At 50.3% G+C, this 9,574-nt stretch carries 20 protein-coding genes and 1 pseudogene; 1 reads left to right on the top strand and 20 read right to left on the bottom strand.

From position 1 onward, the window contains the following. Positions 1 to 3: 3 nt before the first annotated feature. The 17 genes from rplF to rpsJ form a co-directional block, all read right to left on the bottom strand. Complete coding sequence (rplF, locus tag GY169_RS02520; RefSeq protein ID WP_064541640.1) at positions 4 to 537, bottom strand: 50S ribosomal protein L6; 534 nt, start codon at positions 535 to 537, stop codon at positions 4 to 6. Between the two features lie 12 nt (positions 538 to 549). Then, the gene (rpsH, locus tag GY169_RS02515; RefSeq protein WP_003031127.1) at positions 550 to 942 is read right to left on the bottom strand and encodes a 30S ribosomal protein S8; all 393 of its coding nucleotides are present in this window, start codon (positions 940 to 942) and stop codon (positions 550 to 552) included. A gap of 30 nt (positions 943 to 972) precedes the next feature. Beyond that, entirely contained in the window at positions 973 to 1,278 is a 306-nt protein-coding gene (rpsN, locus tag GY169_RS02510) for a 30S ribosomal protein S14 (protein ID WP_064541637.1), read from the bottom strand. Between the two features lie 14 nt (positions 1,279 to 1,292). Then, positions 1,293 to 1,832 carry a 50S ribosomal protein L5 gene (gene rplE / locus GY169_RS02505; protein WP_064541635.1) on the bottom strand — a complete coding sequence of 180 codons (540 nt, stop codon included), beginning with the start codon at positions 1,830 to 1,832 and terminating at the stop codon, positions 1,293 to 1,295. A gap of 14 nt (positions 1,833 to 1,846) precedes the next feature. Further along, positions 1,847 to 2,161: a 50S ribosomal protein L24 gene (gene rplX, locus GY169_RS02500; RefSeq protein WP_035894981.1), complete on the bottom strand. Its 315-nt coding sequence runs from the start codon at positions 2,159 to 2,161 to the stop codon at positions 1,847 to 1,849. Between the two features lie 10 nt (positions 2,162 to 2,171). After that, on the bottom strand, positions 2,172 to 2,543 hold the full coding sequence (gene rplN, locus GY169_RS02495) for a 50S ribosomal protein L14 (protein ID WP_000613954.1): 372 nt from the start codon (positions 2,541 to 2,543) through the stop codon (positions 2,172 to 2,174). A 163-nt stretch (positions 2,544 to 2,706) separates the two neighbouring features. Then, a complete protein-coding gene (gene rpsQ / locus GY169_RS02490; RefSeq protein ID WP_035894980.1) occupies positions 2,707 to 2,961 on the bottom strand; it encodes a 30S ribosomal protein S17 in 255 nt (84 codons plus the stop codon). Then, positions 2,961 to 3,152 (bottom strand): 50S ribosomal protein L29, encoded by a 192-nt coding sequence (gene rpmC, locus GY169_RS02485; protein ID WP_002919754.1) that lies wholly within the window; start codon positions 3,150 to 3,152, stop codon positions 2,961 to 2,963. The genes rpsQ and rpmC overlap by 1 nt, the downstream gene beginning before the upstream one ends. Next, positions 3,152 to 3,562 carry a 50S ribosomal protein L16 gene (gene rplP, locus GY169_RS02480; RefSeq protein WP_064541633.1) on the bottom strand — a complete coding sequence of 137 codons (411 nt, stop codon included), beginning with the start codon at positions 3,560 to 3,562 and terminating at the stop codon, positions 3,152 to 3,154. Before rplP ends, rpmC begins: the two co-directional genes overlap by 1 nt. Positions 3,563 to 3,574: 12 nt before the next feature. Next, positions 3,575 to 4,273, bottom strand: coding sequence for a 30S ribosomal protein S3 (rpsC, locus tag GY169_RS02475; protein WP_006817277.1), 699 nt, complete (start codon positions 4,271 to 4,273; stop codon positions 3,575 to 3,577). A 17-nt stretch (positions 4,274 to 4,290) separates the two neighbouring features. Continuing rightward, entirely contained in the window at positions 4,291 to 4,623 is a 333-nt protein-coding gene (rplV, locus tag GY169_RS02470) for a 50S ribosomal protein L22 (RefSeq protein ID WP_035894978.1), read from the bottom strand. Positions 4,624 to 4,637: 14 nt separating this feature from the next. Continuing rightward, positions 4,638 to 4,916, bottom strand: a complete 279-nt coding sequence (rpsS, locus tag GY169_RS02465) for a 30S ribosomal protein S19 (RefSeq protein WP_001138117.1) — start codon at positions 4,914 to 4,916, stop codon at positions 4,638 to 4,640. Between the two features lie 16 nt (positions 4,917 to 4,932). Beyond that, entirely contained in the window at positions 4,933 to 5,754 is an 822-nt protein-coding gene (gene rplB / locus GY169_RS02460) for a 50S ribosomal protein L2 (protein ID WP_000301859.1), read from the bottom strand. Positions 5,755 to 5,771: 17 nt separating this feature from the next. Next, entirely contained in the window at positions 5,772 to 6,074 is a 303-nt protein-coding gene (gene rplW, locus GY169_RS02455) for a 50S ribosomal protein L23 (RefSeq protein WP_000617546.1), read from the bottom strand. Beyond that, complete coding sequence (rplD, locus tag GY169_RS02450; RefSeq protein ID WP_000424395.1) at positions 6,071 to 6,676, bottom strand: 50S ribosomal protein L4; 606 nt, start codon at positions 6,674 to 6,676, stop codon at positions 6,071 to 6,073. The genes rplW and rplD overlap by 4 nt, the downstream gene beginning before the upstream one ends. A 10-nt stretch (positions 6,677 to 6,686) precedes the next feature. After that, on the bottom strand, positions 6,687 to 7,316 hold the full coding sequence (gene rplC / locus GY169_RS02445) for a 50S ribosomal protein L3 (protein ID WP_064541630.1): 630 nt from the start codon (positions 7,314 to 7,316) through the stop codon (positions 6,687 to 6,689). A gap of 32 nt (positions 7,317 to 7,348) precedes the next feature. Then, positions 7,349 to 7,660, bottom strand: a complete 312-nt coding sequence (gene rpsJ, locus GY169_RS02440; protein WP_001181005.1) for a 30S ribosomal protein S10 — start codon at positions 7,658 to 7,660, stop codon at positions 7,349 to 7,351. A 375-nt stretch (positions 7,661 to 8,035) separates the two neighbouring features. Between rpsJ and GY169_RS02435 the strand changes: the two genes are divergently transcribed. Next, the gene (locus GY169_RS02435) at positions 8,036 to 8,515 is read left to right on the top strand and encodes a prepilin peptidase (protein WP_167574925.1); all 480 of its coding nucleotides are present in this window, start codon (positions 8,036 to 8,038) and stop codon (positions 8,513 to 8,515) included. Here GY169_RS02435 and bfr read toward each other — a convergent pair. The 3 genes and pseudogenes from bfr to tuf all read right to left on the bottom strand — a co-directional run. Then, the gene (gene bfr, locus GY169_RS02430) at positions 8,499 to 8,975 is read right to left on the bottom strand and encodes a bacterioferritin (RefSeq protein ID WP_163446635.1); all 477 of its coding nucleotides are present in this window, start codon (positions 8,973 to 8,975) and stop codon (positions 8,499 to 8,501) included. The two genes, GY169_RS02435 and bfr, sit on opposite strands and share 17 nt — an antisense overlap. Positions 8,976 to 9,047: 72 nt before the next feature. Then, positions 9,048 to 9,242 carry a bacterioferritin-associated ferredoxin gene (gene bfd / locus GY169_RS02425; protein WP_035894970.1) on the bottom strand — a complete coding sequence of 65 codons (195 nt, stop codon included), beginning with the start codon at positions 9,240 to 9,242 and terminating at the stop codon, positions 9,048 to 9,050. A 182-nt stretch (positions 9,243 to 9,424) separates the two neighbouring features. After that, positions 9,425 to 9,574, bottom strand: a pseudogene (gene tuf / locus GY169_RS23360) (elongation factor Tu); the annotation flags it as partial.

Raw genomic sequence — 9,574 nt, 5'->3', positions numbered from 1 at the left:
ACCTTACTTCTTCTTAGCCTCTTTGGTACGCACGACTTCGTCGGCGTAACGAACACCCTTGCCTTTGTAAGGCTCAGGACGACGGTAGGCGCGCAGATCCGCTGCTACCTGGCCGATCACCTGCTTATCAGCGCCTTTCAGCACGATTTCAGTTTGAGTCGGACATTCAGCAGTAATACCTGCCGGCAGCTGATGCTCAACCGGGTGAGAGAAACCTAAAGACAGGTTTACCACGTTCCCTTTGACCGCTGCACGATAACCTACACCAACCAGCTGTAACTTCTTAGTGAAGCCTTCGGTAACACCGATAACCATTGCGTTCAGCAGGGCACGCGCGGTACCAGCCTGAGCCCAACCGTCTACGTAACCATCACGCGGACCGAAAGTCAGAGCATTATCTGCATGTTTAACGTCAACAGCATCGTTGAGAGTACGAGTCAGCTCGCCGTTTTTACCTTTGATCGTAATAACCTGACCGTTGATTTTTACATCAACGCCGGCAGGAACAACGACCGGTGCTTTAGCAACACGAGACATTTTTTCCTCCGATTAGGCTACGTAGCAGATAATTTCGCCACCAAGACCAGCCTGGCGCGCTGCACGATCAGTCATAACACCTTTAGAGGTAGAAACAACCGCGATACCCATGCCAGCCATAACCTTCGGCAGCTCGTCTTTACGCTTATAAATGCGCAGACCTGGGCGACTAACACGCTGAATGCTTTCTACAACAGCTTTACCCTGGAAATACTTAAGAGTCAGTTCCAGTTCCGGCTTGGTGTCGCCTTCAACTTTAAAATCTTCAATAAAACCTTCTTCCTTCAGCACGTTGGCAATTGCCACTTTCAGCTTGGAGGAAGGCATGGTGACCGCAGCTTTATTCGCGGCCTGACCGTTACGGATACGGGTCAGCATATCCGCGATCGGATCTTGCATGCTCATCTGTCTTTACTCCCGTGATTCAATTGGTAATTACCAGCTAGCCTTTTTCAAGCCCGGTACTTCACCGCGCATAGCGGCTTCACGAAGCTTAATACGGCTCAACCCGAACTTGCCCACATAGCCATGCGGACGACCTGTTTGACGGCAGCGTTTACGCTGACGAGACGGGCTGGAATCACGCGGCAGAGACTGCAGCTTGAGAACTGCGTTCCAACGATCTTCGTCGGTCGCGTTCACATCAGAGATAATAGCTTTCAGTTCAGCGCGTTTTGCGAAGTACTTATCAGCTAAAGCTACGCGCTTTACTTCGCGTGCTTTCATTGATTGCTTAGCCATTCAGTAACCCTACCTTACTTGCGGAACGGGAAGTCAAAGGCAGCCAGCAGAGCACGGCCTTCTTCATCAGATTTCGCAGTAGTGGTAATGGTAATATCCAAACCACGCACGCGGTCGACTTTATCGTAGTCGATCTCTGGGAAGATGATCTGCTCACGGACACCCATGCTGTAGTTACCACGACCGTCGAAAGACTTAGCGGACAAGCCACGGAAGTCACGGATACGTGGAACAGCAATAGTGATCAGGCGCTCAAAGAACTCCCACATGCGTTCGCCACGCAGAGTTACTTTACAGCCGATCGGATAGCCCTGACGGATTTTGAAGCCTGCAACTGATTTGCGTGCTTTGGTGATCAGCGGTTTTTGACCGGAGATTGCTGTCAGGTCAGCTGCTGCGTTATCCAGCAGTTTCTTGTCAGCGATCGCTTCACCAACACCCATGTTCAGGGTGATCTTCTCGACCCGAGGGACTTGCATGACAGAATTGTAGTTAAACTCAGACATGAGTTTAGCGACTACTTCGTCTTTGTAGTAATCATGCAGTTTCGCCATCGTACTACTCCAAATTACTTGATAGTTTCGCTGTTAGACTTGAAGAAACGGACTTTTTTGCCGTCTTCGAATCTAAAGCCTACACGGTCAGCCTTGCCGGTAGCCGCGTTGAAAAGTGCAATGTTAGAGATCTGAATAGCTGCTTCTTTCTCTACAATGCCGCCTGGTTGGTTCAGAGCCGGAACCGGCTTCTGGTGTTTCTTAACCAGGTTGATACCTTCAACGATGACCTTGCCGGAAGACAGGACATTCTTAACTTTACCGCGCTTACCTTTATCTTTACCGGTTAACACGATAACTTCGTCATCACGACGGATTTTAGCTGCCATGATTCGCTCCTTAGAGTACTTCTGGTGCCAGAGAGATAATTTTCATGAACTTCTCGTTACGAAGTTCACGAGTTACCGGCCCAAAAATACGCGTACCGATAGGCTGCTCGCTGTTATTGTTTAAAATAACGCATGCATTACCATCGAAGCGAATGACAGAACCGTCCGGGCGACGAACACCCTTCTTGGTGCGCACCACTACCGCCTTCAGCACATCACCTTTTTTGACCTTACCACGCGGAATTGCTTCCTTGATGGTGATCTTGATGATGTCGCCTACGCCTGCGTAGCGACGGTGCGAGCCACCCAGAACCTTGATACACATTACGCGACGTGCACCGGAGTTGTCGGCGACGTTCAGCATAGTCTGTTCTTGGATCATTTTAGTGCTCCGCTAATGTCAACTACTACTGAGACCCGAATTCAGGTCGTTAAAAAGCCCCATATCGAGGGCGCGGCATTATAACACCGCTTCAACGATATGGGTAGAAAAAATAAACGGCTCATCGCTGAGCCGTTTATTCGTATCGAGAACGAGTACTGTATTACAGAACCGCTTTCTCTACAACGCGAACCAGCGTCCAGGATTTAGTCTTGGACAGCGGACGGCATTCGCGGATTTCAACCACGTCGCCCATGCCGCATTCGTTGTTCTCGTCATGTACGTGCAGTTTGGTCGTACGTTTGATGAATTTGCCGTATACCGGGTGTTTCACCATACGTTCGATAGCAACAACAATGGATTTCTCCATTTTTGCGCTAACTACGCGACCTTGCAGAGTACGGATTTTATCGGTCATTACGCACCCGCCTTCTGAGTCAGTAAAGTCTTAACGCGTGCAACATCACGACGAACCTGCTTCAGCAGGTGAGTCTGTTGCAGCTGGCCACTTGCAGCCTGCATGCGCAGGTTGAACTGCTCACGCAGCAGGTTCAGCAGCTCAGCGTTCAGCTCTTCAACGCTTTTTTCACGCAGCTCTTTTGCTTTCATTACATCACCGTCTTAGTTACAAAGGTGGTTTTGATCGGCAGTTTCGCTGCAGCGAGGCCGAATGCTTCACGGGCCAGCTCTTCCGGGACACCGTCCATTTCATACAGGACTTTACCCGGCTGGATCAAGGCAACCCAATACTCCACGTTACCTTTACCTTTACCCATACGCACTGCCAGCGGTTTTTCGGTGATCGGTTTGTCCGGGAATACACGGATCCAGATCTTACCTTGACGCTTAACTGCACGGGTCATTGCACGACGTGCTGCTTCGATCTGACGGGCAGTCAGACGACCACGGCCAACAGCTTTCAGGCCGAAGCTGCCGAAGCTAACATCCGCGCCAGCAGCCAGACCGCGGTTACGGCCTTTGTGCACTTTACGGAATTTTGTACGCTTTGGTTGTAACATCAGCGACGCTCCTTATTTACGGCCTTTACGCTGCTGCTTTTTAGGTTGAGCAGCCGGTTCCGGTTGTTCAACAGCAGCCATACCACCCAGGATCTCACCTTTGAAGATCCATACCTTAACGCCGATTACACCATAAGTGGTGTGCGCTTCAGAGGTGTTGTAGTCGATGTCAGCACGCAGAGTGTGCAGCGGTACGCGACCTTCACGGTACCATTCGGTACGTGCGATTTCCGCGCCGCCCAGACGGCCGCTAACTTCAACTTTGATACCTTTAGCGCCCAGACGCATTGCGTTCTGTACAGCACGCTTCATAGCACGACGGAACATAACGCGACGTTCCAGCTGAGAAGTGATGCTGTCAGCAACCAATTTTGCGTCCAGTTCAGGCTTACGCACTTCGGCGATATTGATCTGGGCAGGTACGCCAGCAATATCAGCTACGACTTTGCGCAGTTTTTCTACGTCTTCACCTTTCTTACCGATCACGATACCCGGGCGAGCGGTGTGAATGGTCACACGGATGCTCTTAGCCGGACGCTCGATAACGATACGAGATACGGACGCTTTAGCCAGTTCCTTAGTCAGGTACTGACGTACTTTAAAGTCGCTGTCCAGGTTGTCAGCGAATTCTTTGGTGTTCGCAAACCAGGTTGAGTTCCATGGTTTTACAATACCCAGGCGAATACCATTAGGATGTACTTTCTGACCCATTGCTAGTCTCCAGAGTCTCAGCGATCGGACACAACCACAGTGATGTGGCTGGTGCGCTTCAGGATGCGATCTGCACGACCTTTCGCACGCGGCATAATGCGCTTCATGCTCGGGCCTTCGTCTACGAAAATTTTCGTAACTTTCAGATCGTCGATGTCAGCGCCATCGTTGTGTTCAGCGTTAGCAATGGCAGATTCCAGAACTTTCTTAACCAGTACAGCCGCTTTCTTATTGGTGTAGGTCAGAATTTCCAGTGCCTGCGACACTTTCTTACCGCGAATCAGGTCAGCAACAAGGCGAACCTTCTGAGCAGAAGAACGAGCATGGCGATGTTGAGCTAAAGTTTCCATCTCTTCCTCCTACCTTATTTCTTCTTCGCTTTTTTATCAGCAGCGTGGCCGCGATAAGTACGAGTCGGTGCGAATTCACCCAGTTTGTGACCAACCATTTCGTCGGTAACAAAAACTGGAACGTGCTGACGACCATTATGGACAGCGATGGTCAAACCGATCATGTTAGGAAAGATCGTTGAACGACGGGACCAAGTGCGCAGGGGCTTCTTGTCTCCGCTTTCCACCGCTTTCTCTACCTTCTTCAGCAAGTGCAGGTCAATAAAAGGACCTTTCTTGAGAGAACGTGGCATGGCTTATCCTCTAAAATTATTTGCTACGGCGACGTACGATGAATTTATCAGTACGCTTGTTGCTGCGGGTCTTCTTACCTTTGGTCTGAACGCCCCACGGAGTTACCGGGTGCTTACCAAAGTTACGACCTTCACCACCACCATGTGGGTGGTCGACTGGGTTCATCGCAGTACCGCGAACGGTAGGACGAACACCACGCCAGCGTGCAGCACCTGCTTTACCCAGAACGCGCAGCATATGCTCAGCATTGCCAACTTCGCCCAGAGTAGCGCGGCAGTCTGCTTCGACTTTACGCATTTCACCAGAACGCAGACGCAGGGTGACATAAGCACCATCACGAGCAACGATCTGAACGTAAGTACCAGCGGAACGTGCCAGCTGACCGCCTTTACCTGGTTTCATTTCTACGTTATGAACGGTAGAACCAACCGGGATATTGCGCATCGGCAGGGTGTTACCTGCTTTGATTGCAGCATCAACGCCAGACTGAATCTGGTCGCCAGCTTTCAGGCCTTTCGGGGCCAGGATGTAACGGCGCTCGCCGTCTTTGTACAGAACCAGCGCGATGTTCGCGGAACGGTTCGGATCGTACTCAAGACGCTCAACAACTGCCGGGATACCATCTTTGTTGCGTTTGAAGTCAACAATACGGTAAGCCTGCTTGTGACCACCACCAATGTGACGAGTGGTGATACGGCCATTGTTGTTACGACCACCGGATTTGCTGTTTTTTTCCAGCAGCGGAGCAAAAGGTTTGCCCTTGTGCAGCTCAGGGTTAACCACTTTAACTACGTGGCGACGACCCGGAGATGTCGGTTTACATTTAACAACTGCCATTGTATTACTCCTCCGACTTACTCAGCGCCGCCGACGAAGTCCAGATTCTGGCCTTCCTTCAGGGTGACGTAAGCTTTTTTCCAGTCGCTACGACGACCGATACGCTGTCCGTGACGTTTAACTTTCCCTTTAACTACCAGGGTGTTAACGACTTCGACTTCGACTTCAAACAGTTTCTGCACAGCAGCTTTGATTTCTGCTTTGGTCGCGTCTTTAGCAACTTTGAGAACGATGGTATTGGTTTTTTCCATCGCAGTAGACGCTTTTTCAGAAACGTGCGGTGCGCGCAGCACCTTCAGCAGACGTTCTTCACGAATCATGCCAGCATCTCCTCAACTTGCTTAACAGCATCAGCAGTCATTACGACTTTGTCGAAGGCGATCAGGCTAACCGGGTCGATACCAGTTGCATCGCGTACGTCAACCTTGTGCAGGTTGCGCGCAGCCAGGAACAGGTTTTCGTCCAGCTCACCGGTGATGATCAGCACATCTTCCAGAGCCATGTCTTTCAGTTTCTGTGCCAGCAGCTTAGTTTTAGGCGCTTCTACAGAGAACTTCTCGACAACGATCAGACGATCCTGACGTACCAGTTCGGACAGAATGCTTTTCAGCGCGCCGCGGTACATCTTCTTGTTAACTTTTTGACTGTGGTCCTGCGGGCGAGCAGCGAAGGTCACGCCACCGGAACGCCAGATCGGGCTCTTAATAGAACCTGAACGCGCACGGCCGGTACCTTTCTGGCGCCACGGCTTTTTGCCTGAACCAGTTACTTCAGCACGAGTCTTCTGAGCACGAGTACCCTGACGAGCACCAGCTGCATAAGCAACAACAACCTGGTGAACCAGCGCTTCGTTGAAATCACGACCGAAGGTAGTTTCGGAAACAGTCAGCGCGCTCTGCGCGTCTTTCAATACTAATTCCATTGCTATCCCCTTACGCCTTCACAGCTGGTTTAACGATCAGGTCGCAACCGGTCGCACCCGGAACACCACCTTTAACCAGCAGCAGGTTGCGCTCAGCGTCAACACGTACTACGTCCAGGCTCTGAACAGTAACGCGTTCGTTGCCCAGCTGACCTGCCATTTTCTTGCCTTTGAACACTTTGCCCGGAGTCTGGTTCTGACCGATAGAACCCGGAACGCGGTGAGACAAGGAGTTACCGTGAGTAGCGTCCTGGGTACGGAAGTTCCAGCGCTTAACGGTACCAGCGAAACCTTTACCTTTAGAGGTACCGGTTACGTCAACTTTTTTAACGTCAGCAAACAGTTCAACGCTGATGCTCTGACCTACGGTGTATTCTTCACCATCAGCCAGACGGAATTCCCACAGGCCGCGGCCAGCTTCTACGCCAGCTTTAGCAAAGTGGCCAGCTTCCGGCTTAGTTACACGGTTAGCTTTTTTAGCACCAGTGGTAACCTGAACAGCGCGATAGCCATCGTTAGCCAGATCTTTGATCTGAGTAACGCGGTTTGCTTCAACTTCGATAACGGTTACTGGGATAGATACGCCATCTTCAGTGAAGATGCGGGTCATACCCACTTTTTTACCGACTAAACCAATCATTGTATCAACCTCTCAATCGCTCGATGACCTGATTAACCCAGGCTGATCTGCACGTCTACACCGGCAGCCAGGTCCAGACGCATCAGAGCATCAACGGTTTTTTCAGTTGGCTCAACGATGTCAACCAGACGCTTGTGAGTACGGATCTCGTACTGATCACGCGCGTCTTTGTTAACGTGCGGAGAGATCAGAACGGTGAAACGCTCTTTGCGGGTCGGCAGCGGGATCGGACCACGGACTTGCGCACCAGTGCGCTTAGCAGTCTCGACGATTTCCGCGGTTGATTGATCGATCAGACGATGATCAAACGCTTTCAGGCGGATACGGATTCTTTGGTTCTGCATGAGACCAGAGCTCCAATTATTTTATAGACGAAATAGTTACTCCTCAAACCCATTACGATTGATGGGAGAGTGTAACCGTTCTTACAGAGTTCCCCAATTGGGAACATTGTCTGGTATCGCTTACGCAGTACCTGGTTCAGATTGAACCGCCTGTCAATATTAGACAAGCCCGCGCATTATACACAAATACCCATGTGAAGCAAGCCGTGTTTATAAATTAATCACCATATCCTGCAGCGCGCTACGCAAAACGATGTGCAAACCTGCAAGCTCGCCTCTTTGTCCGGATGACGCCTCGCAGTCAAAGAGATTCCCTTTTGCCAACCTCCCCCCTCCCTTTGCACACTGCATCCACTTTTCCAAACCGGACTTATAATGATGACACTTTTCGATCTACCCTTCTTTATTCTTTATACGCTGCTCAGCGGCGCCCTGTGCTGGCATGACGCCCATACCGGTCTGCTGCCAAACCGCCTGACCTGCCCTTTACTGTGGACTGGGGTGCTATTCCAGCTCAGTCTGCATCCGGCGGCTCTCAGCGATGCGCTTTGGGGGGTGTTTGCCGGCTACGGCATTATGAGCATGTTTTACTGGGGATACAGAGCAATACGCAGGTGTGAGGGCTTAGGGTACGGGGATGTAAAATATCTTGCGGCCCTGGGGGCGTGGCACGGGTGGCAATCATTACCGGTACTGCTTGTTACAGCCTGCGCAATGGCCGGCACTTACATCCTGAGTCAGGCCATCTGGAGACGGTCAGCACAGACAATAAAAAACCCGCTGCCGTTCGGTCCATTTCTGGGGGCTGCGGGTTTTATTATCGCCGGCCTGGCGGCGATTAATCTTCAACTTTAATTTGCGACTGCAGGTAATTCTGTAGGCCAATTTTGCCAATCAGATCCAGCTCTGTCTCCAGCCAGTCAATATGGTGCTCTTCTTCGGTGAGTATCTCGATCAACATATCGCGGCTCACGTAGTCATGGACGCTATCGGCGTAGGCAATGGCTTCACGCAGATCTTTTGCGCCGTCCAGTTCCAGTTTTAAGTCAGATTGCAGCATCTCTTCGACGTCTTCGCCGATATGCAGCTTGCCAAGATCCTGAAGATTGGGGATCCCTTCAAGAAACAAAATACGCTCGATGTACTTATCAGCGTGTTTCATTTCATCGATGGATTCGTGATATTCAATATCGTTGAGGCGCATCAGGCCCCAGTTTTTGAACATTCTCGCATGGAGAAAGTATTGATTGATTGCGACAAGCTCATTTCCCAATAATTTATTGAGATAATTTATAATCTTAACATCACCTTTCATTATATAGACCCTCCGCTTCCACTTATTGAAGCGTAGAACGGCCTACGGGGATGTCAAAAAAGAAATCCGGCTTCAGGCAATCTCTTTGAACTCTGGCATTTGCATTAATTCGTCTTCCATCACCTCTCGGGCTGCACGAACACATTTACCACATTGATTTCCAATAGGAATACATTTTCTCAATTGCTGGAAAGACTGCGGATGAAACTGGCGTACTGCCTGGCGAATTTTTTTATCGCTGACGCCATTACACAAACAAACGTACATACCCACTCCCGTTCAATTTCTGAACAAAGTGTAAGTGAGAATAATTATGATTACAATACCGGAACGAAAAACAACGAGGAAATACACGAACAAATCGTGCGCAATACAGGCGGAATAAAACCATAAAAAACAAAAAGGGCGCCGAAGCGCCCTTTTTAAGCTCAAAGCTAATTAATCAATAATTAGCTCATTACTTTGGCAACAACGCCCGCGCCAACGGTACGGCCGCCTTCACGGATTGCGAAACGCAGACCGTCGTCCATCGCGATCGGGTGGATCAGGGTAACAACCATTTTGATGTTGTCGCCCGGCATTACCATCTCTACGCCTTC

It is taken from the genome of Kluyvera genomosp. 3 (genome assembly GCF_011765685.1).
In the GTDB taxonomy this organism is placed as follows: Bacteria; Pseudomonadota; Gammaproteobacteria; order Enterobacterales; family Enterobacteriaceae; genus Kluyvera; species Kluyvera georgiana_A.
The sequence above is the reverse complement of the archived record's forward strand: the minus strand, read 5'-3'. Positions and strand labels throughout refer to the sequence as shown.

Bases quoted from the DNA above. Each gene is read 5' to 3' on its own strand.
- rplF (WP_064541640.1), bottom strand. From the start codon at position 537: ATGTCTCGTGTTGCTAAAGCACCGGTCGTTGTTCCTGCCGGCGTTGAT.
- rpsH (WP_003031127.1), bottom strand. From the start codon at position 942: ATGAGCATGCAAGATCCGATCGCGGATATGCTGACCCGTATCCGTAAC.
- rpsN (WP_064541637.1), bottom strand. From the start codon at position 1,278: ATGGCTAAGCAATCAATGAAAGCACGCGAAGTAAAGCGCGTAGCTTTA.
- rplE (WP_064541635.1), bottom strand. From the start codon at position 1,832: ATGGCGAAACTGCATGATTACTACAAAGACGAAGTAGTCGCTAAACTC.
- rplX (WP_035894981.1), bottom strand. From the start codon at position 2,161: ATGGCAGCTAAAATCCGTCGTGATGACGAAGTTATCGTGTTAACCGGT.
- rplN (WP_000613954.1), bottom strand. From the start codon at position 2,543: ATGATCCAAGAACAGACTATGCTGAACGTCGCCGACAACTCCGGTGCA.
- rpsQ (WP_035894980.1), bottom strand. From the start codon at position 2,961: ATGACCGATAAAATCCGTACTCTGCAAGGTCGCGTAGTTAGCGCAAAA.
- rpmC (WP_002919754.1), bottom strand. From the start codon at position 3,152: ATGAAAGCAAAAGAGCTGCGTGAAAAAAGCGTTGAAGAGCTGAACGCT.
- rplP (WP_064541633.1), bottom strand. From the start codon at position 3,562: ATGTTACAACCAAAGCGTACAAAATTCCGTAAAGTGCACAAAGGCCGT.
- rpsC (WP_006817277.1), bottom strand. From the start codon at position 4,273: ATGGGTCAGAAAGTACATCCTAATGGTATTCGCCTGGGTATTGTAAAA.
- rplV (WP_035894978.1), bottom strand. From the start codon at position 4,623: ATGGAAACTTTAGCTCAACATCGCCATGCTCGTTCTTCTGCTCAGAAG.
- rpsS (WP_001138117.1), bottom strand. From the start codon at position 4,916: ATGCCACGTTCTCTCAAGAAAGGTCCTTTTATTGACCTGCACTTGCTG.
- rplB (WP_000301859.1), bottom strand. From the start codon at position 5,754: ATGGCAGTTGTTAAATGTAAACCGACATCTCCGGGTCGTCGCCACGTA.
- rplW (WP_000617546.1), bottom strand. From the start codon at position 6,074: ATGATTCGTGAAGAACGTCTGCTGAAGGTGCTGCGCGCACCGCACGTT.
- rplD (WP_000424395.1), bottom strand. From the start codon at position 6,676: ATGGAATTAGTATTGAAAGACGCGCAGAGCGCGCTGACTGTTTCCGAA.
- rplC (WP_064541630.1), bottom strand. From the start codon at position 7,316: ATGATTGGTTTAGTCGGTAAAAAAGTGGGTATGACCCGCATCTTCACT.
- rpsJ (WP_001181005.1), bottom strand. From the start codon at position 7,660: ATGCAGAACCAAAGAATCCGTATCCGCCTGAAAGCGTTTGATCATCGT.
- GY169_RS02435 (WP_167574925.1), top strand. From the start codon at position 8,036: ATGATGACACTTTTCGATCTACCCTTCTTTATTCTTTATACGCTGCTC.
- bfr (WP_163446635.1), bottom strand. From the start codon at position 8,975: ATGAAAGGTGATGTTAAGATTATAAATTATCTCAATAAATTATTGGGA.
- bfd (WP_035894970.1), bottom strand. From the start codon at position 9,242: ATGTACGTTTGTTTGTGTAATGGCGTCAGCGATAAAAAAATTCGCCAG.